General features: G+C 53.6%; 20 protein-coding genes. 8 read left to right on the top strand and 12 right to left on the bottom strand.

The genetic code is table 11. The annotated features are described in order from the left end of the window. The first annotated feature begins 12 nt into the window (after positions 1-12). Both ftsY and lgt read left to right on the top strand, forming a co-directional pair. Entirely contained in the window at positions 13-930 is a 918-nt protein-coding gene (gene ftsY / locus WC359_07110; GenBank protein ID MFA5400189.1) for a signal recognition particle-docking protein FtsY, read from the top strand. 4 nt (positions 931-934) lie between these two features. Beyond that, on the top strand, positions 935-1,741 hold the full coding sequence (lgt, locus tag WC359_07105) for a prolipoprotein diacylglyceryl transferase (GenBank protein ID MFA5400188.1): 807 nt from the start codon (positions 935-937) through the stop codon (positions 1,739-1,741). Here the strand turns inward: lgt and recJ are convergent. Together recJ and WC359_07095 are read right to left on the bottom strand one after the other, a co-directional pair. Beyond that, positions 1,725-3,332 (bottom strand): single-stranded-DNA-specific exonuclease RecJ, encoded by a 1,608-nt coding sequence (recJ, locus tag WC359_07100; GenBank protein ID MFA5400187.1) that lies wholly within the window; start codon positions 3,330-3,332, stop codon positions 1,725-1,727. The genes lgt and recJ overlap by 17 nt on opposite strands. Positions 3,333-3,492: 160 nt before the next feature. Next, on the bottom strand, positions 3,493-4,533 hold the full coding sequence (locus WC359_07095) for a CARDB domain-containing protein (protein ID MFA5400186.1): 1,041 nt from the start codon (positions 4,531-4,533) through the stop codon (positions 3,493-3,495). Between the two features lie 177 nt (positions 4,534-4,710). Between WC359_07095 and WC359_07090 the strand changes: the two genes are divergently transcribed. Next, on the top strand, positions 4,711-5,529 hold the full coding sequence (locus WC359_07090) for an alpha/beta hydrolase (protein ID MFA5400185.1): 819 nt from the start codon (positions 4,711-4,713) through the stop codon (positions 5,527-5,529). Positions 5,530-5,548: 19 nt separating this feature from the next. On the opposite strand, the gene WC359_07085 is transcribed toward WC359_07090, so the two are convergent. The 6 genes from WC359_07085 to WC359_07060 form a co-directional block, all read right to left on the bottom strand. Further along, entirely contained in the window at positions 5,549-6,406 is an 858-nt protein-coding gene (locus tag WC359_07085; GenBank protein ID MFA5400184.1) for a pyridoxamine 5'-phosphate oxidase family protein, read from the bottom strand. 12 nt (positions 6,407-6,418) lie between these two features. Continuing rightward, complete coding sequence (locus tag WC359_07080; protein ID MFA5400183.1) at positions 6,419-7,456, bottom strand: glycyl-radical enzyme activating protein; 1,038 nt, start codon at positions 7,454-7,456, stop codon at positions 6,419-6,421. Positions 7,457-7,467: 11 nt separating this feature from the next. After that, on the bottom strand, positions 7,468-9,984 hold the full coding sequence (locus WC359_07075; GenBank protein MFA5400182.1) for a pyruvate formate lyase family protein: 2,517 nt from the start codon (positions 9,982-9,984) through the stop codon (positions 7,468-7,470). Positions 9,985-10,183: 199 nt separating this feature from the next. Continuing rightward, entirely contained in the window at positions 10,184-11,473 is a 1,290-nt protein-coding gene (locus WC359_07070; protein MFA5400181.1) for an MFS transporter, read from the bottom strand. A gap of 279 nt (positions 11,474-11,752) precedes the next feature. Further along, positions 11,753-12,331: a rubrerythrin family protein gene (locus WC359_07065; GenBank protein ID MFA5400180.1), complete on the bottom strand. Its 579-nt coding sequence runs from the start codon at positions 12,329-12,331 to the stop codon at positions 11,753-11,755. Positions 12,332-12,468: 137 nt separating this feature from the next. After that, positions 12,469-13,926, bottom strand: coding sequence for a CoA-binding protein (locus WC359_07060; protein ID MFA5400179.1), 1,458 nt, complete (start codon positions 13,924-13,926; stop codon positions 12,469-12,471). A gap of 192 nt (positions 13,927-14,118) precedes the next feature. Here WC359_07060 and WC359_07055 point away from each other — a divergent pair, with 192 nt between their 5' ends. From WC359_07055 to WC359_07045, 3 genes are read left to right on the top strand one after another with little or no spacing between them, the layout of a single operon-like run. Further along, a complete protein-coding gene (locus tag WC359_07055) occupies positions 14,119-14,850 on the top strand; it encodes a PKD domain-containing protein (GenBank protein ID MFA5400178.1) in 732 nt (243 codons plus the stop codon). Positions 14,851-14,882: 32 nt separating this feature from the next. After that, the gene (locus WC359_07050) at positions 14,883-15,605 is read left to right on the top strand and encodes a PKD domain-containing protein (protein MFA5400177.1); all 723 of its coding nucleotides are present in this window, start codon (positions 14,883-14,885) and stop codon (positions 15,603-15,605) included. A 2-nt stretch (positions 15,606-15,607) separates the two neighbouring features. Continuing rightward, positions 15,608-16,489, top strand: a complete 882-nt coding sequence (locus tag WC359_07045; GenBank protein ID MFA5400176.1) for a PAC2 family protein — start codon at positions 15,608-15,610, stop codon at positions 16,487-16,489. A 114-nt stretch (positions 16,490-16,603) separates the two neighbouring features. On the opposite strand, the gene icmF is transcribed toward WC359_07045, so the two are convergent. Then, positions 16,604-19,882 carry a fused isobutyryl-CoA mutase/GTPase IcmF gene (icmF, locus tag WC359_07040; GenBank protein MFA5400175.1) on the bottom strand — a complete coding sequence of 1,093 codons (3,279 nt, stop codon included), beginning with the start codon at positions 19,880-19,882 and terminating at the stop codon, positions 16,604-16,606. Between the two features lie 246 nt (positions 19,883-20,128). Between icmF and WC359_07035 the strand changes: the two genes are divergently transcribed. Further along, a complete protein-coding gene (locus WC359_07035; GenBank protein ID MFA5400174.1) occupies positions 20,129-20,602 on the top strand; it encodes a redoxin domain-containing protein in 474 nt (157 codons plus the stop codon). An 84-nt stretch (positions 20,603-20,686) separates the two neighbouring features. Beyond that, the gene (locus WC359_07030; GenBank protein ID MFA5400173.1) at positions 20,687-21,340 is read left to right on the top strand and encodes a hypothetical protein; all 654 of its coding nucleotides are present in this window, start codon (positions 20,687-20,689) and stop codon (positions 21,338-21,340) included. On the opposite strand, the gene WC359_07025 is transcribed toward WC359_07030, so the two are convergent. The 3 genes from WC359_07025 to mtaB are packed head-to-tail and all read right to left on the bottom strand — an operon-like array spanning position 21,333 to position 23,499. Further along, on the bottom strand, positions 21,333-21,986 hold the full coding sequence (locus tag WC359_07025) for a transglutaminase-like domain-containing protein (protein ID MFA5400172.1): 654 nt from the start codon (positions 21,984-21,986) through the stop codon (positions 21,333-21,335). The two genes, WC359_07030 and WC359_07025, sit on opposite strands and share 8 nt — an antisense overlap. Then, the gene (locus tag WC359_07020) at positions 21,983-22,210 is read right to left on the bottom strand and encodes a DUF167 domain-containing protein (protein MFA5400171.1); all 228 of its coding nucleotides are present in this window, start codon (positions 22,208-22,210) and stop codon (positions 21,983-21,985) included. The genes WC359_07025 and WC359_07020 overlap by 4 nt, the downstream gene beginning before the upstream one ends. After that, positions 22,207-23,499 carry a tRNA (N(6)-L-threonylcarbamoyladenosine(37)-C(2))-methylthiotransferase MtaB gene (gene mtaB, locus WC359_07015; GenBank protein ID MFA5400170.1) on the bottom strand — a complete coding sequence of 431 codons (1,293 nt, stop codon included), beginning with the start codon at positions 23,497-23,499 and terminating at the stop codon, positions 22,207-22,209. The genes WC359_07020 and mtaB overlap by 4 nt, the downstream gene beginning before the upstream one ends. Between the last annotated feature and the right edge of the window lie 86 nt (positions 23,500-23,585).

Genomic DNA, 23,585 nt, shown 5'->3' with positions numbered 1-23,585 from the left:
AGATGGCTCACGTTGTCAGATATAGGAAAAAGAACTGAACAGGGCGTAAGCCGCAGCCGCGAAGGGTTTTTCTCCAGAATAGCCGGGCTTTTCAATCGCGCCAGGATCGAGGAATCGACGTGGGACGAATTGGAGGAGTTGCTGATCTCGGCGGATGTGGGTGTGGAAACCGCGGCAAAGCTGCTGGAACGAGTTAGAAAACGTACCAGGGATGAGAAGCTGATCGAGGGGAGCCAGGTGCGCGTTGCTCTGAAAGAGGAGATGGTACGGCTGTTGGATGTCCCGGTAAAGTCCGAAGCCGTTACATCGGATGCGGCAATGAAGGTGATTCTGATGGTGGGAGTTAACGGGACTGGCAAGACCACCAGCATAGCCAAGCTCGCAGATGAGTACAAAAATAACGGTAAAAAAGTGCTGCTGGGCGCCGCTGATACCTTCCGCGCGGCCGCTATCGATCAGCTTAAAATGTGGGGTGGCAGGGTAGGGGTTGACGTGGTGGCCCATCAGCCGGGAGCGGACCCCGGGGCTGTGGTATTTGATACGCTGGAGGCGGCTCGCAGCCGCACCGCCGAGATCGTCATCATAGATACGGCGGGAAGGCTCCAGACCAAACATAACCTGATGGACGAGCTGAAAAAAATCAGGAAGGTCTCGGGCAAATACGATGCCGAACAGGAAGTGCTGCTGGTTATAGACGCCACTACGGGGCAGAACGGATTATCGCAGGCGCGCAGCTTCACGGAGGCTACCGACGTCAGCGGCATATTGCTTTCCAAGCTGGACGGGACTGCCAGGGGTGGTATAGTATTAGCCATCTGCGACCTGCTGCAAATACCCATCAAATATATAGGAACGGGGGAAAAGATCGGTGATATCGCGCCGTTCGACCCTGTATCGTTTGTAAATGCTATTTTCGGGGATGTAACTTAAAGATATGTTTGATATCGATTGGAATCCGGTATTGCTCACCTTCGGCACGCTTGAGATCAGGTGGTACGGCGTGCTGGTCGTGCTGGCTGTAATCGCAGTGATAGCTCTTTCACTGGTTGAGGCCAGGCGCAGAGGCGTAGCGCAGGATGTCGTGTGGGATGTGGCGTTGTGGGCGGTGGTAGGCGGCATCATCGGCGCCAGGCTGCTGCACATCATAGACAGATGGCAGTACTACCTCTATCATCCCGAGCAGCTGCTGAATTTTGCAGGACTGGCCGTCTGGGGCGCAGTGCTGGGAGGATTGGCAGCCATCCTGATCTACTGCCTGGTAAAAAAGATATCTTTCTGGTTGCTGGGCGATATAGCCGCGCCGGGGGCTATTTTAGGGCAGACTATCGGTCGTGCGGGATGCCTGGTGAACGGGTGCTGCTTCGGTCTGACCTGCGAGCTTCCCATTGCCGTCATATACAGCCATCCCAGCAGCTACGCCCCTATCGGAGTTCCAATTTATCCTACGCAGCTGTTCCATCTTATCTGGAACCTGGCAGGCTTTGTCGTGTTATGGTTATTGCGTAAAAAACTCCGACCCGAGGGTACGCTCTTCCTGCTGTGGCTGATCCTGTTCGGCGCGGGGGACTTTATCATACGATTCTTCCGCGAAAGCGAACCTTTCCTGTTCAACCTTCCGCAGGCTCAGGTCATAGATATACTGATAGTGGTGGTTGCAGTTATCACTCTGATCGTAAGATATGCCATGTATCGTAAAACAAAGCAGCCGTCGGCCCGGGCAGAGGTCAGTAAGAGCGCGTAAAATCAAGCAGGTTGAGCCTGAGTTGCCCCTTGCCGTTGAAATTGTCCACCTCTACGGAATAAACGATATCTATATGGCGGGACAGCTCTCCCAGATAATTTCCCAGGCGAAAACCCATGGTATCCCAGACAATGCCGTCCTGTTTTAACTTGAGCTTTATATGGTCGTTCTGGCTGCCCACCAGCTTCTGTTCCACCACCTCGACTTTGCGGCTCAGGAAAACAGGGGCGGGGTTACCCATGCCGAAAGGCTCGAGCTGACGCATCTCCTCGAACGTCCCTCCAGCGAAAGCTGAAAGCGAAACCTCGGCATCTATATTTATGTGAGGTCGCAGGTCGAGGCCCGTGAGCTGCTCCTCGGCCAGCGAACGAAGCCTTTTCTGCAGTTGCTGCATATCCCTGGTATGTGCGTTGAAGCCCGCAGCCCGCGCATGGCCGCCGTATTTGGTGAGCAGGTGATGGCATGTCTTCAGCGCTTCCATAAGATCGAACTCGGGAATGCTTCTGGCGCTGCCGCGGCAGGAGTCTGCTCCGATCTTGAATAATATGACGGGACGATAGAACTCGTCCGCCAGCCTGCCGGCCACCAGGCCGATCACACCCGGAGGATAATCGGCATCGCTGGCCATCAGGATAACCCTGTCCGCGCCGTCTTCCAGTATCTGACGGCGCGCCTTATCGTAAGTCTCTGCTACCAGGCGCTGCCGTTCCTTGTTCTTCTCTTCCAGCTCGGTGGCCAGTATCCTGGCCTGTGCGTGGTCCTGTGTTACCAGCAGCTGGTAGCTCGTACCCGCGTCATCCAGCCTGCCGGCCGAGTTCAGCCTGGGGCCGATCTGATATGAGATGCTGTCGGTTGTCAGCCTGCTTTTTTCAATTCCGGCAACGTTCATGAGTTCAACCAGCCCGATACGCCTGGTCCTGTGCAGCAAACGAAGCCCCGATTTAACCCAGTAACGGTTCTCACTGATCAGCGGCGACATATCGGTAATAGTCCCCACAGTCACCAGCTCTAATGAGCTATTGAGCAAATCGTCATGCCCGCCGCCGGAAAGCAGCCCCTCCATCAGCTTGTATGCGACACCGACACCGGCAAATTCCTTGAAAGGGCAGGCTGAATCGGTGCGTTTGGGGTCCACGATGATGCCGGCCGGCGGCAGCTCAGCCAGCGGCACGTGATGGTCGGTCACCAGTATCTCCATGCCCATCTTACGGGCTTTCTCGATTTCATCGAAAGCTGTAATACCGGTATCTACGGTTATTACAAGCGTAACGCCCTGCTTACGCAGTTTCTCCAGAGCGGGTATCCTCAGCCCGTAGCCCTCCTGCATCCGATGAGGGATATAGGGCACGACATCTCCGCCGAGCTCACTCAGGCCCTGGACCAGCAGCGCCGTCGCCGTAATACCGTCAGCATCGAAATCGCCGTAAACGGCTATCTTTTCACCTGACAGCAGCGCTTTATAGACGCGGCTGACGGCCTGATGCATGTCGGGGACGCTGAAAGGATCTATGGCAAGGCGCTTATCGGCTTTAAGGAAAATCTCGGCGTCGGAATGATCGGTGATGCCACGGTTATAAAGCAGCCTGGACACAAGAGAACCCGCACCCCGGAATAGCAGGGGTTTCTCGGCATCAGGCAGGAGTTTCCAATGTGTATGGGCCAAATGACATCTTCGCTTTCTTGTTTGGATTTATACCACAAAACATATGTAATGTAAACAATCAGAAGCCGTTCTTCTCAAGGACTGATGTTCAGTTCTGCAGTAGGTAACCGTCCGTTCTGATCAGCCAGTTATAAGTCAGGTACCTTTCTGATAACACATTGCCGTTTTGTGAAACCGACGAGACCACGTTCAATGAATATTCGTAACCGATACATAACTGGTAATACCAGGTGTGCACAACAAAGGGATTACCGTAATACCATCCACCGGGTCCGGAGCCGATGAGTTTCGGTTGATTATGTGTAACCAGCTCTATATAGAAGTCACCGTTGACTTTAATCGCGGGGACCTCTACGCTCACCCATTGCGGGATATAGGAAAACAGATTTTTGCCATAATCCTGGCTGAATAGCTTGTTGTGGCGGCTGTCCCAAATGTTGATTGTAAAACTGGGATTGACGGGCTCGATGGCTGCAATATCCGATCCATAGATCCAGGCGCCGGGCCCAAATTGGGGATTCATATCAAAATCGTGCGTGCTGCTTTTAATATAGCCGAGTATCTCAATTTTATCTATCTCATAACCGCCCGGCGGCGCCGTATATTTGATCATATTTCCTTCGACCATCTGTATCATGTTGCCGGAATAACCTGTGGAGCCCGCCAGAACGTCGCAGCCGTCCACCATACCATTGTCCAATTTAAGCCGCATAAATTCTTTCCGCTCCGGGATATCGATCACGGCTACCTGCGGTGCAATCTTTATCTCATAGTGTCCGGCCGTGGGAAAAGTTGTAGAAAACTCCACCCTGGCCCAGCTGCCCGCTTCTATCGGCACAGGGCGGCTTTCCACCGGAGTGCCGTTGATCGTCAGTTCAGCTACGTATACCCCCGCGGCGTTGCCTGTGTTCTCGATTCTCATGCCGATAGATACAGGCTGTCCCACCGTTACAGACACAGGTGAGATAATGACGGGATCAAATTTGTAGACGGCCGCATTTTGAATGGGAGGTTGTGATGGGGTCTGAACAGGCGATGTGGCCGGCGCCTGTATGCATGCGGCAATCACGGCGACAGCCAGCAGCGCTGATAGCATCAAGACACTTTTATAGAGATGATTTGCTCCCATGTTCTGCCTCCTCCGCAGGCCGGATCGGTCATGCGAGTTAAATATGGCCCTGTCTGTAAGGATTATAAGGTGCTTACCCATCCTTTTCAAAATGTTTTCAGTTTTAGTCCTGTAACCTGTATAATCCTTTTCAGCGGGCTTTTTCTACCTGGACAATACGGCTTTAAGGAGGTTGCCATGCCGTTTGCCAGCTCAGGGGATACAAAACTATATTACGATGTTATCGGGCAGGGCGATCCCCTTGTACTCATAATGGGTTACGGTCACCATTCTCTGCACTGGGGCGATCTGCCGCAGCAGTTCGCAAAAAATAACTATCAGGTCGTTACAATGGACAATCGTGGAGTTGGCAGGAGCGATCGGGTGGATGCACCCATGAGCATCGCTATGATGGCTGATGACGTCTGCAGCGTGATGGACGCGGCCGGATTGAAAAAGGCCAGTGTCTTCGGCGTCTCAATGGGAGGTCTGATCGCCCAGGTGTTCGCTTTTAATCATGCAGATCGGTTGTTCAACCTCGTACTGGGCTGCACGTTTCCCGGGGGCACGCACACGGTGCCTACTGATCCAGAGGGCATGAGAATTCTGTTTGATTATGACTATCTTGGGAAAATGACGCCCGAGCAAAGATCGATGACCGTTTTCCGTTTTTTCTGCTCAGACGAATTCATCGAGGCGAACAGGCCATCTTTTGAGTACTATCACAGGGTGACTACAGAATATCCTACACCCCTCAATATCTTTAAGCGGCAGGCGGAGGCGATAGCCGGCGAGGATACATGGGACCGGTTGCCTTCCATTAAAGCGCCTACCATGCTAATCAGCGGCACCGATGACCTCCTGGTGAAGTTTAAAAACAGCGAGCTGATGGCCAAGAGGATACCGGGCGCGGAGCTGACCCTGCTTCAGGATAAAAGGCACGGATTTTTCATCGAGGCCATTGATTCAACCAGGATATTCGTCAACGGCTTCATGAAAAGGCGCAGCCAGAGGTAATTGCCGCGAAATCGGTGACTTAAAAAGTGGTGACCGCCTCCAGCTTCTGCGGAGGATATATCTGTTCCGACTTGGGAGGCATCGGGCTGTAGACCCAGTCGGCGATCAACTCACCGCATTCTATCCCGCCCATGCTGCGCGTACCTTTATAGATGCCTCGCAACAGGACTGTCTGCATCTCGAAGGACATGCAAAAGAGCGCCGCTGTTGAGCCGGCCGGTATGGCTTTAAGGTCGCTGCCGTATACTGATGAAGCAAAGATAACACGATCGCTGCCTGCCGTCTGTGCCTGTATAACCGGTATAATCACTGGATACCCGTCCGTGTCCACATAGGTTAGGAACTTCAGGTTGTCCATCTTGTCTATCAGCTTGTGCGTGAAATGATTGAGTACTTCCTGGCCTTCACCTTTGCCGGCCAGTGTTTTGGCTATCATGGTCTTTATAGCCGCCTGTATTACATTGGTCATAGGCAGCGCTTTTTTTCCCGTATGGCTAACCAGGTCCATGTAATAGACGGTATGGATGCCGAAATACGCGTTGTAGCGGAACATCGGCGTATTATTCAGTAATTCGTATTCACTGCCGCTTTTGGTTGTGCGGGTAAAGCCGGCCTTGCCGCGCCACAGGTTTTTATCCAGCGTCATGATGAGGAATCCGGTTTTAGGATTCCTTTTGATGTTTGCCTTGCTCATACCTTCGGAGAACTGCCCCCAGAACATCTCCGTGGGTGAGCAGGCTTGCAGAGTGGAGATAAGCGTCAAATGTGGCTGGCCCTCTTCGTTGACCGTGGCGATCAGCCCGATCTTCATTTCGGGCTTAAAGCTTTCGATGTCCTGTTCAGAAAATGTCTTGAATAATTTATCTTGTTCCTGCATCGCCGACCTCCTTCAGGCGTTAGTGTTTTCTACCCGTGCTGCCCCTGTGACGAATATTTTATCGGGGTCCGGACCCGAACCTCTGGCGATCATCTCGAACCTGGCCATATCGGCCTTACTCATGAGGGGCATGGTCGCGTATTTCCATTCCATATCCAGCCGCCGGTACTTATCACGGCAGAGGTTATTGAAAGCGCAGAGCTCCCAGCGCTGCACATCGTTCTCCAGCGTGCTGTGGATAAAACGGCCGATGCGCTCCACGGTTTCCTCCTCTGCTGTGGCTTCGGGTATAAGCGGTGTTCGGATCCAGAGATGCTTACCGGGATTTGCCCTGATATAGTCACGTACATGAATAAGGTTTTCCAGTATCCTACGGTTATCCTGGCCGGTATAGCCGCGGTGTTTCTCAGGATGAATTTCCTTGAGGTCGAAAAGAATGAGGTCAACCAGTGGCAGGATACTTTCCAGTGACGCTGCGGAGCACATGCCGCAGGTATCTACGGCGGTGTGCACGCCGTTTTCCTTCAGTTTGCTCAACAGACCGGCGCAGAACTCTGCCTGCATAAGAGGTTCGCCGCCCGAAAGGGTTACACCTCCCCCCGATTTATCATAATAGACCTTGTCTTTCAGGAGCTCTTTTAACAGCTCGTCCTGCCCCACAATTTTGCCCAGCACTTCCTGCGCGCCGGCAGGGCATTCCTGTGCGCATTTACCGCATGACAGACATCGCGCCCGGTCTCTCTTGATGCCCTCCTCTGTTTTTGTCAGACAGCCGTCCGGGCATGTTTTCAGGCATATGCCGCACCCGATGCAGCGTGACTCCATCCAGTGCATCTGGGGCTTGAAGGAAATGCTTTCAGGATTGTGACACCACAGGCAATTCAAAGGGCACCCTTTGAAAAATACAGTTGTACGTATACCCGGTCCATCCTCGGTGGAAAGCCTCTGGGTATGCAGAATTATGGCCTTATCGCCCCGGACTATATGTTCCGGTATCGGCTCTATGCCGGCCGTCTCGCCGGTCTCGACTGGCGCCTGCTCTATTCTCATAATCGCCTATCTTACATGCAGTGGCTTTCGCGGGCGATTATCTCGTTCTGAAGCTCGCGGCCGATCGATGTGAAATAGGCATTATAGCCGGTTACGCGCACGAGAAGGTGCCGGTAGGTGTCCGGATTTTTCTGTGCATCGCGTAAAATATCGGCGTCTATCATATTCACCTGCAGCGCACTTCCCCCGTTCTCCGCATAGCTGCGCAGGAAGGCTATAAATTTGGATTTGTGCTCGGGATCCCTCAGCAGGGACGGGCTGAAGGTCATGGTATGGCTGGCGCCGTTGGGCAGTACGTTTAAATATCCTTCCCAGTCTCCATTACCTGCCGGGTCCTTGCCCCCCAGCACCTTCCCTACGGAATTAACGTTGGCCGTAGGGCCGTTGATATCTGCCCCTGCGCACGGGCAGATCGCGTTGGACAGGAATTGTCCCTTGGGCCTGCCGTCGGGGCTGGCCGGCAGGATGAAACCGTCGCCCACCCAGTAGTTCCAGGAAAGCATGCCGGGGCGGTATTGTTTACCCGTAACCGAGGTGCGGTATTTCCAGGTTTCGCCGGCCCACAGGTCCATTACATCTTTGCCCAGATTATCCGCCTGGTCATCATCCCTTCCGTATTTAGGCGCCTTATTGAGTGCCCTGGCCTGCAGGACCTCATGCCCCTTCCAGTTATCTTTAAGGGCCTGGATGAGCTCCTGCATGCTGCACTCCGTCTTATCGAAGACCAGGTACTTGATGGCCAGCAGGGAATCCACGGTCGTGGCATAAGTCACAGCTTCCACCGTGACGAAGTTCAGCTCGGCCCCGCCCTCGTTAACGTCCAGGCCTTTATCAGCGCATCCCCTCACCATGCATGAGAGGTAAGGCGTACGCAGATACCTGGCTCTGATCCTGTCTGTCCAGTCGTACAGGTCGGCTGCCCGTTTGATGATATGCCTGGTCTGCGTCACGTAGGCGTCCCAGAACTCATCCCATGTCCGGAATTTGGTAGCATCCCCGGTGTCAGCCCCCGTGCGTTTGCGCGGCTCCTGTTTGCCGGTCATGGGATCCACCCAGGGGATCAGGTCATAGCCGCCGGTGAGCGCATGCTCCACGGCTTTGAGCAGGTTGAGGTTGATGTCGACCGTGCCCGAGCGGTCATTTCCGCACATGGTGTTTTCAAGGCACCCGACCGGCGCATAATCGAAAACGTTATCGGCGTTGATCAGTTTCTCCACCCCGGCCATTTTTGCTTCGCGCAGCATTCCGGCGATCGAGCGTTCGTCGAAGTTAAGCAGGAAGGGTGATCCCTGGCTCGAGGCGATCATGTCGATCACTTTCTCCAGCAGCCTGTCCGGGCTGTGCCGGTGCAGGCGGACATTCGGCTTGGGCTCCAGCAACGGGCTCAACTCGTCGATTACTTCCAGCATGCCGTAGGTCAGGTCGTTGCTGAGGTCGACTCCACCCTTCCCCATACCTGAAATGGTGATAAGCTGCCCGAAGCCGGCCGTAATGCCCTGGTTGCCTCCTGTACGTATCATGGCATCATAGGCAGTATTACAGTGGATCCAGAAGCATTTCAATAGCTCCTTGCCGAACTCACGATCCATGCCCTCATCGAGCGACTTTTTCCAGTACGGGAAGAGGTACTGGTCAGCCCGTCCGAAAGAGACACCCGGGCCGGGATAGTTCTCGTCGCTCATAACGAGCATGTGTGTAATCCACAGCGATTGCAGGGCTTCCCAGAAATTTTGTGCCGGCTCCCATGGAACGCGGCGCAGCATTTCAGACATCTGGAGAAGCTCGCTTTTTCTGGCGCTGTCGGCTTCATTCTCGGCCAGTTGCGCGCAGACCTTGCTATATTCGAAAGCCACATCTCGAGCCATGGTGGCAGCCACCAGCATCGCTTTAATCTGATGGCCCTTTTTGCCGTCGTATTCTCGCTGTGAAAGGGATGACAGCCGCCGGTTCAATTCCTCGTGTACGCTCTTCCAGCCCTCGCTCAGAATTCTTGAATAGTCTGCTACGAGGTGTCCGCTGGTTGCGCCTGCGTTGCCGTAACCATGGTTATGAAACCAGAGCTCAGCGGCGCGGGCGCCTTTTTTCCCGTAAATGGCCTTGGAATATTCTCTGGCTTCCTTCTCGGTAAAGCACCGGGAAGTCTGAACGTTGAAGCGGCCGCCGGCTAAGAGGTCGCCCGGCAGCACCTCGTGCGGGAGATAATATACCATGACTTCTTTGATAAACCAGGCCTGACGCTCCGGCAAACTCCATTCCCAGAAACCCTCGGGGAGGTCCACCTTAAACGATGCCTGCTGGAAGGCGCCTGTGAAAGTCGGGAAGAAGGTATAGGTCTCCGGCACAATATAGAAATTGCCCTCCTGGTACTGAATGTCCCAGGGTGTTCCCGTTGTGAAGCCGGTAAACTCGTTGTTCCACTTTCGATTGTTGCCCTGGAAATAGTAGTCGCGCAGCCACTTGATGCGTGGCGAGAGATTGAGGGGTTCCTTGATCGAGTAGCGGGGGGAATTACAGCTCTGGGTGGTCATAGCCTTGCCCTCCTATCCTTGTTAAACAGCAATAATGAACGAAATGCTGAAGGTAACACTGTAATTTTAGGAGTTTGGCCGGTTTTGTCAACCACTTTTGTCGCTTTCAGGTATGTATGGATACCGGAGGGACCGATTGAAAGCAGAGGGGCGGCGGGCATGCCCGCCGCCCCTCTGCTGCTGCAAATTCAATGAATTATTACTCTGCCATCAGCTGGTCATGTCTTACCCTTTCCATATCAGCAGGAAAGGGCTTGGCGGCCATAAGATAACAGATTCCGCCGAGGATGCCGCCAACGCAGGCTATGGTCAGTGCAGTGCCCAGTGCCTGGGCATCTTGCCCCAGTGCATCGGAGATAGCGCCGACAAAATAAGGGCTCCAGCCTCCGCCGAAGACATACATACAGAAGACCATCAGGCCCCAGACGAGCCCTTTCTGAGCCGCCGGTGCTACATCCTGTGATAAGGCGCTCAGGCAAGGTATTGCCATCACGTTCAGTACACCATAGGCTATCACCAAAACCATGCCTATGCCCTTCATCTGGAAGTAGATAGCCCCTGCAAGGCAGATGGCGCTGAGGAATATAGTGATAGCAGGTATATACAGCCTGCCCCTGGGGTCCTTTTTAAACCAGACGTCCGCCAGGATTCCGCCCACAGGCGAGCCAACTATGGCGGCCAGGACGATCGGCACCATCACGGCATTGGCGGCCGCGACATCCACTCCCCATGCCCTGCCCACATAGGCCGGGGTCCAGAACAGGAACGACATGGACATGATATTGGCAAGGCCGTAACCGACCAGTACCCATACCAATGAGGGTATCTTGAAAAGGGTTTTTATCGATTGCCCGAAAGTGACCTTAACACCCGTAACCTGTGTTTCTGTTACGCTCTTATAATCCTTCATAAACAAGGCCAGTATACCCAGTATTACGCCGGGTATGGCGAAGTACAGGAAGGGGGCCTGCCAGCCCTGGCTCTTGGCTATAGCGCCGGCCAGCACGGATCCCAGCGCGATACCCAGGGGGACTGCCATGTTAAAAACTCCCATAGCTGCGCCGCGTGCCTTATGCGAGTAAGCGGCGCCGACCATGGCTGTTCCGCCGGCCGAGAAACCGGCCTCACCCACGCCGACCAGGCTGCGCGGCACAAACAGCGACCAGAAATTCCAGGCCTTGCCGGTGAGGAAAGTGAAGCCGCTCCACAGGATTGCCATAATGGCGATGGACTTGCGCCTGCTCCAACGGTCGATCATATATGCTACCGGGAAGGAGAAAAGTGCGATGCTGAGGAGGAAGACTGAACCTAAAATCCCCACGTCACCGTCGTTCAGGCTCAGGGCGGCTTTCATCGGTTCAACCACTGCGGCAACCACCTGCCTGTCCATGTAGTTGACCATGTAGAGCAGCGTGCAGATGATCAGGATGTAGAGGGATGCTCCCTTGCCGGCCTTGTATTGCTTGGAATCGCCAGTGTCCTTTGCCACTACATACCTCCTTCTTATTTAATTAGTTTGTATAGATGTCGCCCCCGGCGGCTGATTAAGGTGCGTTAATAGGCGCGGCGATAACGCCCCATATTACCTTTCTGCAGCTACCCAGTCAAGCTAAATATAAATTGTGAACAAAAGAGGAATTTATCAGCCGTTGGAATAGAATTTATGCAAGTTTATTTAGTGTTCCTTTGACGATTACAAAAAATAACAGCCACCGCGCTGTATTACAGTACGGTGGCTGTTGATCTGGTAATTGAAAACCTTAATCGTTTAATAGTTCTCGGCCAGCACTTCGTAATATGACTGAGGATGCAGGCAGGCAGGGCACTTCTTTGGAGCTTCGTCGCCTTCGTATATATATCCGCAATTCGTGCAGTGCCACTTAACCTTCTCTTTTTTCTTGAAAACCTGGACCTCTGCCACACTGCTGATTAATTTCCTGTATCTGGCTTCGTGGAACTTCTCCACCGAAGCTATCTGATCGAAGGAGTTGGCAACCTCCGGGAAACCCTCATCCCTGGCTACCTTGGAGAACTCCTGATATAGCGCCGTCCACTCCATCTTCTCGCCCGCTGCAGCCTCTTCCAGATTCGTCCTGGTGTCTTTGATCATACCTGCCGGATAGGCAGCTACAATCTCCACATCGCCTCCCTCCAGGTACTCGAAAAAGATCTTGGCATGCTCTTTTTCATTGAAGGCCGTTTCCTCGAAGATATTGGCGATCTGCATGAATCCGTCCTTGCGCGCCCGGCTGGCGAAATAGGTATATCTGTTCCTGGCCTGAGATTCCCCGGCAAAAGCCTTCAGCAGGTTCTGCTCGGTTTTAGTGCCTTTAAGTGATTTGCCCATAATAAATCCTCCTCTTATGCAACATTCCACACAGTTTTACAGAATATATACGATGTGTAAGTGACGAAGGTCACGTGTCTATATACAGTATTATTAAATACTATTCTTCGGCTATATGCAACAGCCTTTAAGGCCTCTCACAGGGCTTTCCCGGTCTGTGCCGCATATTTATACAGCCTAGCCAGAGCCCTGATGGTAATGTCGCTGGCGGGATAGACCGGGAAGCCGTTCTGCTCAAAGGCGCTTTTCAGCAAAAGGTTGCCCTTCCTGTCCTCGTCATCTTCCAGAAAAGGATCCAATGATACGCTTAAAAGCACGGGTTTGCTTAATTCGTCCCGGCAATAGCGGCTGCCCTCCAGCATCATCTCTATGATTAGGTTCATATGATCCACAGCCTCATGTTTGCGCGCCCGTCGTATATATCTGAACTGGTCGAACATGAAAACCAGCGAGTCGATGTTATCGTCTTCCGCCACGACTTTGATAATAGCGCTCAGGCTGCCCTCCTTCTGGAAGACTTTATAGAAGATGGGCCAGGCATCGAGAGGATTGCCGATGCTCGTGCCGGCGCGGGGCACCAGGTGACGCAGTCTGTCCAGCGTTTTCTCGCCGAAGGGAGGCACGACCATTCCCTCGGCTGCGCAAAGGTCGGTCTGGATGACGCTGAAACCTCCCGAATTGCTCACCAGTGAAACCCGGTTGCCGGCGGGCAGAGGAGAGTGACTGAAAGCGGCTACAGTGTTTACCAGTTCATCGTGATTGCTGACCTGTATCACGCCGCACTGTCTGAACAGCGTTTTCCACAATTCGGGCGTGCCTGTCAGTTGTCCGGTGTGCGACCTCGCCACGCGGTTGCCGTTGTCGGTCAGCCCTCCTTTGACTGCTACCACCGGCTTTCTGCAGGCCGCATACCGCAGCGCCTCGTGAAGCCGTTTCCCGTTCTTCGACCCCTCGATATAAAGGGCAATCACCTTAGTTTGCGGGTCGTCCGCCATATATTCCAGGAAATCGGGACAGTCGAGATCCGTGGCATTTCCGTAGCTGACTACTTTGCTGAAATGCAGGTTCTTGGTCTTGCCGAAATACGAAAACGACTCTGCCACGCTGCCGCTCTGAGCAATCACGCCCACGTTACCCTCGATCTCGCTGGATTCCGGAACGATGGCCAATCCCGAGCGGGGGCAGTAGATGCCGAAGCAATTGGGGCCGATAATTCTTATTTTTCCCGAAGCAATTTCCCCCAGTTCTTTTTCCAGGTCGTTTCCTTCAGGCAGCCCTGTTTCGCTGAAGCCGGAGGTAAAGATATGGGCCGCCCTGATCCCCCTCCGAATGCATTCGCCTACTATCCTCGGAACCAGCTTAGCGTTGACACCGATGATGGCATAGTCGATCGGCTCTTTGATGTCGAGGACGCTGGCATAGCACTTGCGGCCGAAGATCTCATCGTACTTGGGATTAACGAAATACACATTGTCTTTGATCTTCGTCTTCATCAGGGCCAGGGTAGCTATGTCGGCAACCGGAGAGGCTCCTATGATGGCAACTTTGCTGGGGTGAAAAATGCCGTCCAGTTCAGCATACATCGATTGTTTCATGTACGGATCCTCCTTTAGCGAAGCATTGTCTGCAGAAATAAACGAGTTCTTCTCCGGGCGCCGTTAAAATATGCGCGGTTTCGAATTAAGCAGTTCAAAATTATATAATATTTAAACCGGATCATTTGGCGTATCGGCTCAATAATACGCGAGTCTTAACCGGTTATAATATAACATGAACTTGGAGGTCAAATGACGGAATTACGGATACCCCATTCGTCGTTCCTTTTTATAGCGTTTGTCGCTGCTGCCATGATGCTTAGCGCATGCGCCGCACCTGCGCTGGTAGTTAATACACCGTCGACTCCTGCTCAGCCCTCTATTGCACAGCCTGTGATCGGGGATATTGCGGGAGCAGAGGAATGGCATCCCAATGAGGAAGGCACTCTGATTTGTGCCTGCTCAGATCCCGAGGGGAATCCGATTACATATTACTGGACAGCCGAAAAAGGGATTATCAAGGGAGAAGGACAGAGAGTCAGCTGGGTGCCGCCGGAGGAATTGGGGGAATATGAGATAACATTGAAGGTGACCAACGACAAAGGCGGAGAGGCTATATACAGTAAAAAGTTTACGGTGGTTGCTCCTCCGCCCCCGCCGGTGGATACAACCGTATATTTGAAGCTGACCCCGCCCGCAACCAATGCCGCCACAGAATTTAGACAGGTCAAAGGTCTGTCGACACCGGAAATCCAGTGCGTTGTTCCCGGTGACCCTTCGGAATATACCTTCACCTGGGCGGCAAATGCCGGCAAGCTGATGGCAGATGGCCTTGAAGAGGGGAAAGCAAGCAGGGTGGGGTGGATTGCACCCAATCAGGCGGGTAAATACACAGTGAATGTAATGGTTGTCGACAAGGCAGGGAATAAGGCTGCAGGTGAAGTGAACCTGGAAGTGCTCTGCTGCGGGAGGGGCCCAAATTAATAAGGTCACGTGATTTACGAGGGAAGATCATCATGATAGTTGCTAAAAATATAATATCAGCCACGGTTTTGACTGCCGCACTTGTTGCGGTGCCGTGCATAACTGCTTCCTGCGCCGCGCCTGCACCACCCCCGCAGGTGAACCGTGCGCCGGTCATCCAGCAGATTATCGGGACTTCTGAATGGGCACCGCAGGCGGGGGGGCAGTTGACCTGCGTCGCGCTCGATGAGGATGGCGACTTGCTTGATTATAAATGGATCGCCGACAACGGTACCATCACCGGCAAGGGGGCGACTGTGACATGGACGTCACCGGCCGCCATGGGCAAGTACAATATCACGGTAACAGTCAGTGATGACAAAGGCGGGCAGGCTACCGCTGTTCAGGAAGTTAAAGTTGTTATAAATGCGGATGGCAGCGCCAGCGCGGATGCGCCTGTCGTGTTGAAAATGTACCTTCCCTCCCGTGAAGTTGTGACGGGGTCCAAGCGGATGCGCATCTGGACGGCGACGCCCGTAGAGTGCGTTGTCAATGACGGGGAAGCCAATAATTTGAGATTCAAATGGTCGGCAACCAGCGGCAAACTGCAGGCGGCCGCCGGTATGAATCTGGGCGACGGCACTGCCAGTAAAGTAAACTGGATAGCCCCAGGTGTCGGCGGTGATTTCAGGGTCGATGTCGTCGTGACCGATGCCGTTGGCAATGAGGCCAAAGGCAGTGTGAATTTCGAGGTTTTCTGCTGCAGCACTGAATAAAGATGGAACCAAGCAACATTGTTTTTCTTGAACAGCCGGCGCTGCGCCAGCCCGATCTGGTAGCGGCTTTTATCGGCTGGCCCGACGCCGCACAGGTTTCAACAGGCGCTGTATCTTACATGATAAAAAAGCTGCCTGCCGTAAAGTTTGCCGAGATGAAATCGGACGACTACTACGATTTCGACAAGATAAGGCCCTCCATTAATGTCGAGAACGGGATGCTGTGGCCCATCCTTATGCCGGCCAACAGCCTTTACTACTGGCATAATCCTATCGGGCCCCGCGACCTCATTATTTTCAGTGGCATCGAGCCGCAGATGAGATGGCAGGCGTATGCTGAAGTGATTGCTGACGTGGCGGGCTATTACAATGCGCACCGTGTGTATGCGGTCGGAGGGCTGTACGACAGGATCCCACATACGCGAGAGACACGTATCAGCGGGCTGGTCAATGACCAGACCATGATCGAGCTGCTCGAGCAGGCAGGGATCGAACCTATCAGTTACACGGGGCCCAGCAGTATCCACGGGCCGTTATTGAGCGTCTGTGCTATGCGCCGGATACCCGCTATCAGCATATGGGGGCATGTGCCCTTCTATATACGCGCCGAGAGCAACCCCATGGTATGCTTTGAAACCATAAAGAAAATCGCTGCTCTGTTGGCCTTTGATCTTGACCTCGGAGATTTGAAGAGATCAGCCGACAGCCTGTGCGGAATACTGGATAGGCTGATCTCCGAAAACGAGCAGATGCGCATTTTCCTGCGATCGCTGGAGGAGCAGTACGATCTCGATGGAAACGCTACAGGCGTCGAGCCCGAGGGATCGGCGCAGATCATCAAGGATATCGAGGACTTTCTGCGGGACCGGCGCCAGGAAGACTGATCTGATATTCGCCGGCACGATAAACTGGTTGATGCACTCGATTGCAGTCAGGCTCAGACCACATAATGTGCTCAACGCGATATCATTGAGGGCGATGAAATAACCGATGCGGCGTCACATGTTGCGCCGGTATTTGCCGCCAACCTCGTAGAGAGCGCCTGTTATCTGTCCCAGCGAGGCGTAACGCGCTGTTTCCATCATCTGCTCGAAGATATTGCCGCCTTCTCGGGCCACCTGCTGCAGTTTCTTAAGTGATTCTCTAGCCCCGGCAGAGTTGGTTTTCTGGAAGGCGCGCAAATTGTCGATTTGTTCCTGCTTCTCCTCTGTGGTCGAGCGGCTGAGAGGTATATCAAACGGAATCAGGTTGCCCTCCCTGGGATTCAAAAAAGTGTTGACACCGATGATGGGCAGCTCGCCTGAATGTTTGCGTTGCTCGTAGAGCATCGACTCATCCTGGATCTTGCCGCGCTGGTACTGCAACTCCATACCGCCCAGCACTCCGCCTCGCTTGGAGATGCGTTCGAACTCATCCAGTATGGCCTCCTCTACCAGGTCGGTCAATTGCTCCAGTATGTAAGAGCCCTGCCAGGCATTCTCGTTTTTGGTTAGCCCGAACTCGCGCGTGATAATAAGCTGAATGGCCATTGCACGCCTGACAGATTCTTCGGTGGGAGTGGTAATGGCTTCATCATAAGAGTTCGTGTGGAGGGAATTGCAGTTGTCATAGAAGGCCAGCACCGCCTGGAGTGTGGTGCGGATATCGTTGAACTGTATCTCCTGCGCGTGCAGAGACCTGCCCGAGGTCTGTATATGGTATTTGAGCTGCTGGCTGCGTTCGTTGCCGCTGTATTTTTCACGCATTGCCACCGCCCAGATGCGGCGAGCCACCCGGCCGATTACCGTGTATTCGGCGTCCATACCATTGGAGAAAAAGAAGGACAGGTTGGGCGCGAATGAATCGATGGGGAATCCCCTTGAAAGGTAATACTCTACGTAGGTGAACCCGTTCGCCAGCGTGAATGCCACCTGGGTGATAGGGTTGGCGCCCGCCTCGGCGATATGGTAGCCCGAGATGGAGACCGAGTAGTAATTGCGCACGTTATGATTGATGAAGAACTCCTGGATATCTCCCATCATCTTGAGCGCGAACTCAATGGAAAAGATGCAACTGTTCTGTCCCTGGTCCTCCTTGAGAATATCGGCCTGGACAGTGCCGCGGACGATGGACAGCGTTTGCGCTTTAATCCTTGCGTGCTCATCGGGTGTGGGCAGCCGCCCGTGTTGTTCCGTGAATCTGTCAATCTGCTGGTCGATGGCTGCGTTGAGGAAGAATGCCAGCATCACGGGAGCCGGGCCGTTTATTGTCATGGAGACCGATGTATTGGGTGAGCACAGGTCGAAACCGGCATAAAGTTTCTTGATATCTTCCAGTGTGCATATAGATACGCCGGACTCGCCAATCTTGCCCATTATATCGGGGCTTGCCTGAGGGTCTTCACCGAAGAGCGTGACGGCATCGAAGGCGGTGGACAGGCGCTTGGCATCGTCGTTCTGTGAAAGGAAATGAAAGCGCGTATTGGTGCGCACCGGCCCTCCCTCTCCGGCGAACTGGCGTTTAGGATCCTCTCCCTTGCGCCTGAAGGGGAACACGCCCGCCGTATAGGGGTAGTGCCCCGGCACGTTTTCAAGCATCAGATACCTCAGTCTCTCGCCATGGTCTTTCAGGTCCGGCACGATAACACGGGGAATATTAGTGCCGGCCAGCGTGGTATCAATCAGTTCCACTTTGTATTCTTGTCCGCGTACACTATAGCGGAAATAGTCGCCACTGTAGGTCCTGCGCAGCTCGTCCCAGCCTGACAGCAGTTTGCGGCATTCCGGTTTGAGCTTATCGTGCAGCGACGCCATTTTCTTTTCAATAACTTCCCGCGCGTGCTCATCTTCAATTTCCACCAGTGCAGAGCGCAGCTCCTGGATGCGCCGCGCGATCTCCGCCTGTTTATTCACGCTTTTCTTGTAATCGCGCACCGTCTCGGCAATCTCGCCCAGGTACCGTATGCGGTCCGGCGGGATGGCGAAGCGCACGGCGCTGGTGTGCGACACTCTGTCCTCAGGTATACTGCATGTAAATCGCTGTCCGCATTTTCTGTCGATACATTCAAGAAGCCCGGCGTACAAGCCGTTTACGCCCTCATCGTTGTAGCGTGATGCGATTGTGCCGTAGACCGGCATGCTTTCCAGCGGCGCATCGAATTTTTCATGTGTGCGCCTCAGTATTCTCCTTACGTCACGCAGGGCGTCCTCGGAGCCTTTTTTATCGTATTTATTGAGCACCACAATGTCAGCGAAATCCAGCATGTCAATCTTCTCAAGCTGCGTGGGCGCCCCATACTCAGCGGTCATGACATAGAGGCAGACGTCCGATATGTCCACTATGGCGGTATCGCCCTGGCCGATGCCTGCAGTCTCCACCAGCACCAGATCATAGCCGGCTGCTTTCACCACATTGATGGCGTCCTGGATCACCTCGGGAACCTCGGTTTTTGATCCTCTGGTGGCAAGGGAACGCATATATACATTGCCGCCGTATACGTAGTTCATGCGAATACGGTCGCCCAGCAATGCGCCTCCGGTGCGGCGTTTGGAAGGGTCTGCTGACAGCACCGCCACCGTTTTGCCGGGATTATCCGCCCTGAAGCGCAATACCAGTTCATCCAGCAGCGAACTTTTACCTGAGCCTCCCGTGCCGGTTACTCCAATCACCGGGGCCTTGTTCTGTCCGGCTTTCTCTTTCAATATTTCGCTGTACTTGGACCACGGATCGACTCCCATCTCAGCCAGCGTGATCATCCGCGCAACTTTTGCGGGTTCTTCCGTATTGAGTTTGGCAGGCGCCGGAATGGCTGCGCCGCGTTTGGATTTGTCATGTTCGGAGGTAATGCCGATGGTGTGAAAATCGCAACGCTGCAGCAGGTCGTCTATCATGCCTACCAGTCCCATGTTGCGGCCGTCCTCAGGATCGTAGATGCGCTCAATGCCGTAGTCCTGCAGCTCCTTTATCTCGTTGGGGCGTATGACGCCCCCTCCTCCCCCGAAGATCCTTATATGTCCCGCTCCGAGTTTATCGAACATGTCCTTCATGTACTTGAAGAACTCCATATGCCCGCCCTGGTATGAGGAAACGGCTACAGCCTGCACATCTTCCTGGATGGCCGCTTCCACTATCTCGCCAACCGACCGGCTGTGGCCGAGGTGGATGACCTCAGCTCCGCCGGCCTGGATCAGCCTGCGCATAATGTTGATGGCCGCGTCGTGGCCATCGAACAAGGCAGTTGCGGTTACTACCCTGACCCGGTGTTTGAGTTCATGCCGTGCATGCTTGCTTTCGCCCATGTCTACCCCTTTATGTGAGATTGGCTTAAAGTCTGCAATATTTTAATCTAAACCGCAGGATTTAACCACAGCGGTCGATTTATCCAACAGGTCACTCAGTCACGGCCAAATTATATCATCGCCGGCCGCTTTATTCTGTTTCATCCTGCGCAGACCGAATAATCGAATTTATCAGCATCGATGTGGCGAGATATAATAGTGATGCACGGTCAGAACAACTATCGACCCGTGACAAGGAGGCGGACTATGGCGGAAATAGTGCGTAAAGTGAAGGTCGGAGATATCGCGGGTGACTTTACTCTTCAGGACCATAACGGGAGCAACTTCGTCCTATCCGCTCAAAGGGGGAAACGCGTTCTGCTTTCATTTCATCCGCTGGCCTGGACAGCCGTCTGCGCCAGTCAGATGCTCTCGCTCGAAAAGAATTTTAAGGTCTTTGAATCGCTCAAAACGGTACCGGTGGGATTAAGCGTCGATGCCGTACCTTCGAAGAAGGCGTGGGCCGATAATTTAGGAATAAAGAAGATCCCTCTGCTCTCCGATTTCTGGCCCCATGGCGAGGTGGCCGGATTGTTCGATATATTCCGCGAGAAAAACGGTTTCTCGGAGAGAGCCAATATTATTATCGGCGATACAGGCGTTATTGAACTTCTTAAAACATATCCGCTGAGCCAGTTGCCGGATATAGATGAGATAATCGAGATTATAAAGGGTTTGTGATCGGAGCAACTGGCCTGGAAGGCGGGATAATTGTTAGAATACCCGGAGTGAAGTGTCCGGGCTGCCGGATACAGGAGATATTAAATGAGATACTTATTAGTAGCCTTTATCATTATTGCTGTCCTGGCGGTGGGGTGTGTGACCGTGGTGACACCCCCGGCGTCACCCTCTCCGGCGCAAAGCCCCTCTACGCCTTCGCAGCCGGATACGGTTTCACCCGCTCCGGCACAGGTGACGCCCCCGTCCTTTAATCTTCCCGAACTGGCCGTTTTCAATGTCGTCCCTGCCAACATCGTGTCGGGCAATTATGCGACCCTCACATGGGATGTGCTTAATGCCTTCGACGTAGCAATCGAACCCGGTCTCAGTATAATTCGTCCACGGGGTTCGCAACCGGTCAATCCCGCATTTACCACGACATACAGGCTGACGGCAACCAATGCCCAGGGTTCCATATTAGCTACTACAACCCTGACCGTATCCGGTGTTCCTCCTACCATTGATACACCTGTCATTAAATCATTTACAGCTACTCCTGATGTGATCCGCAGCGGAGGCTCATCGATACTGAGCTGGCAGACGATTAACGGGTCTTCTGCATCGATAGATAAGAACGTGGGACCAGTTTCCGGCGAGGGCAGTACACAGGTATCGCCGATGGTCACAACGACCTATATGTTGACAGTTACCAGCCCTGACGGCGCCCAATTCCAGACGGTGACGGTCAATGTCAAATAGTTGAGCCGAGCTTTCTCAGTTGATCCAGCTGGCGATTGATCTCGGTAAAAGCATCGGTGCGGCCTCTGCGGAATGCACGCCGTGATTGTCTTTGCCGTGCCCATTGATCGATAACTGCCAGCCGTATATATTTTTCCCTGCCTTTTTCATCGGTTATCACATGCCTTTTCAGGTCCCCTCCCAGCTTGAGTATCCCTTTCTCCATAGCGCTGTCGCGTCCCGGATCACTGACTATCCAGTGTCCAAGCCACACTTCGCAATCCACATGGTCCCGCTCATCTCCCAGTTCCTCCAGCCGCACCGGCAGGCCGCTTGCCCGGCTCATCCGGCTCCACAGCGCGCTGTCCGCTTTAATACGATACACGCGATAACGCGCGGGTATCCCGGCCGACCGAAGCATGGCGACCAGAAGGTTGGTCTTGCCCGAACACATGCCCCAGCCTTTTTTCAGGATATCGGAGGCCTTTAAATCCCAGTCTTCGAAACCATAGGGCAGTTCTTTGACGAAGGCAAATATCTTTTCGAATCTCGCCTGACGGGTTGTGCAGCCGGCGGTCAGTTCCATCAGCTTTTGTCTAATCTGGCGACCGGTGTCGAAATCGCAGAGTTCGCTTGGCTGGAGATAGGCGTTTCGGTTGAATGTCATGCACGGTCCGTCCTTATCTCAACTATTTTGTTGCGTCCGCTCAGACCACTGGTGATGCGCACCTGTGACCTGGCGACCCCGAAGTGCTCTGCCACCAGCTTAACAACGGCCTCGTTAGCTTTGCCTTCTTGCGGCTGCGCTTTAACCCTGACCAGATAGCCTTTATCGGTTTTTACGATCTCTTCCCTGGACGAGCGCGGGATTACTTTGATTCCTATCTTCATAATAGTGGTCTCCCCCAGAGTCCGCCCTGTTTGCGTTTTTTCGACCTGCCGATAAATGAAGGCCCTGAATCCCCGATATGGCCGACCAGGCAGGTGCCGGAGATTGTGTTGGTGATATCGCGGCTGCTTCCGGTGTAAACGCGGATGTAATTGTCGGTCAAACCCGAGTAAATCTGCGAGCCCGAACGCACCTCTTTTTCCCAGAGCACTTCTCTGGTTTGACCTGTGAAGCGCCCGGCGAACATATCCGCAGAGCCGGCGGCTAATTCCAGCATAATACCGCTGCGTTGCCTCTTGATATGTTCACTCACCCTTTCAGTCATTTTCGCCGCCGCAGTCCCCGGCCTCGATGAGTACGGGAAGATGTGTAGCGCGGAGAAGTCCAACTGGCGGCAGAAATCGAGGCAATTTTTGAAATCCTCATCGGATTCGCCGGGAAAGCCCACTATGATATCGGTTGTCACTGACGCATCGGGGACCGATGCGCGCACCATTTCTACCGACCGCCTGAAGATATCCGTCGTATAGCGTCTCCTCATGAGTTTTAGTACCTTATCGCTGCCGCTTTGAAGGGCTATATGAAAGTGGCGGCACAGCCGTCTATCCTGCCACAAGGCCAGCAATTCCTCTGTTATCTCCTGAGGCTGCAGCGAGGTAAGGTGTAATCTTGCAATAGATGTTCCATGCAGAATGAGCTTGATCAGGTCTGTCAGGTTCAGTCCATTGCTGGAATATGATCCGATCTCAGTACCCGTAAGGACGATCTCTTTGTATCCTTCGGCGGCTCTTGATCGGATTGCATCGAGCACGGCGTCTGCATCTACACTGAATTTTATCGGGCGAACGAAGGGTACGATGCAATAGGAGCAAAACCTATCGCACCCGTCCTGTATCTTCACGAAGCTGCGTACTCTGGTGGAGCCCTGAGCAAAAACACGGGATGATCGGTGCAAAGGCCGGATCGCCAGAAATTCTGCCAGCGCAGCTTTATCCCGGTTGCCGGCGACCGTGTCGGCGCCGCAGCCGATAAGATCTTTTCCCGCCCTCTCCGCGTAGCAGCCCGTGACTGCAATTGTAGATCCCGGGTTGAGTGCGCGCAGCATCCTGACAAGGTGGCGTGACTTCGCGTCAGCAGTGTGGGTCACGCTGCAGGTGTTTATAATTACTATGTCAGCGATATTGCCGGTTGTTATTGTCAGGCCGCGGGATGCAAAGTCTGCTGCCAGCGCCTCTGATTCGGCCTGATTTAATTTGCAACCGAGAGTATGTATGGTGGCTGTGCGTCTCATAGGCATTTCTACAGCGGAATTATATGGACGTGTGCCGATCAGCGTCAAACCGGCTTCTAACTCCTGTGGAAGCGACCTGCGCCGGC

It is taken from the genome of Dehalococcoidia bacterium, assembly GCA_041653995.1.
Taxonomy (GTDB): domain Bacteria; phylum Chloroflexota; class Dehalococcoidia; order GIF9; family UBA5629; genus CAIMUM01.
Note: the sequence above shows the minus strand (reverse complement) of the source record. Positions and strands in the feature narration are given on the sequence as shown.

Bases quoted from the DNA above. Each gene is read 5' to 3' on its own strand.
- WC359_07095 (MFA5400186.1), bottom strand. From the start codon at position 4,533: ATGGGAGCAAATCATCTCTATAAAAGTGTCTTGATGCTATCAGCGCTG.
- WC359_07045 (MFA5400176.1), top strand. From the start codon at position 15,608: ATGGAACCAAGCAACATTGTTTTTCTTGAACAGCCGGCGCTGCGCCAG.
- icmF (MFA5400175.1), bottom strand. From the start codon at position 19,882: ATGGGCGAAAGCAAGCATGCACGGCATGAACTCAAACACCGGGTCAGG.
- WC359_07020 (MFA5400171.1), bottom strand. From the start codon at position 22,210: ATGAAGATAGGAATCAAAGTAATCCCGCGCTCGTCCAGGGAAGAGATC.
- WC359_07090 (MFA5400185.1), top strand. From the start codon at position 4,711: ATGCCGTTTGCCAGCTCAGGGGATACAAAACTATATTACGATGTTATC.
- WC359_07075 (MFA5400182.1), bottom strand. From the start codon at position 9,984: ATGACCACCCAGAGCTGTAATTCCCCCCGCTACTCGATCAAGGAACCC.
- WC359_07055 (MFA5400178.1), top strand. From the start codon at position 14,119: ATGACGGAATTACGGATACCCCATTCGTCGTTCCTTTTTATAGCGTTT.
- WC359_07025 (MFA5400172.1), bottom strand. From the start codon at position 21,986: ATGACATTCAACCGAAACGCCTATCTCCAGCCAAGCGAACTCTGCGAT.
- mtaB (MFA5400170.1), bottom strand. From the start codon at position 23,499: ATGAGACGCACAGCCACCATACATACTCTCGGTTGCAAATTAAATCAG.
- WC359_07065 (MFA5400180.1), bottom strand. From the start codon at position 12,331: ATGGGCAAATCACTTAAAGGCACTAAAACCGAGCAGAACCTGCTGAAG.
- WC359_07085 (MFA5400184.1), bottom strand. From the start codon at position 6,406: ATGCAGGAACAAGATAAATTATTCAAGACATTTTCTGAACAGGACATC.
- WC359_07080 (MFA5400183.1), bottom strand. From the start codon at position 7,456: ATGAGAATAGAGCAGGCGCCAGTCGAGACCGGCGAGACGGCCGGCATA.
- lgt (MFA5400188.1), top strand. From the start codon at position 935: ATGTTTGATATCGATTGGAATCCGGTATTGCTCACCTTCGGCACGCTT.
- WC359_07035 (MFA5400174.1), top strand. From the start codon at position 20,129: ATGGCGGAAATAGTGCGTAAAGTGAAGGTCGGAGATATCGCGGGTGAC.
- WC359_07030 (MFA5400173.1), top strand. From the start codon at position 20,687: ATGAGATACTTATTAGTAGCCTTTATCATTATTGCTGTCCTGGCGGTG.
- WC359_07060 (MFA5400179.1), bottom strand. From the start codon at position 13,926: ATGAAACAATCGATGTATGCTGAACTGGACGGCATTTTTCACCCCAGC.
- WC359_07050 (MFA5400177.1), top strand. From the start codon at position 14,883: ATGATAGTTGCTAAAAATATAATATCAGCCACGGTTTTGACTGCCGCA.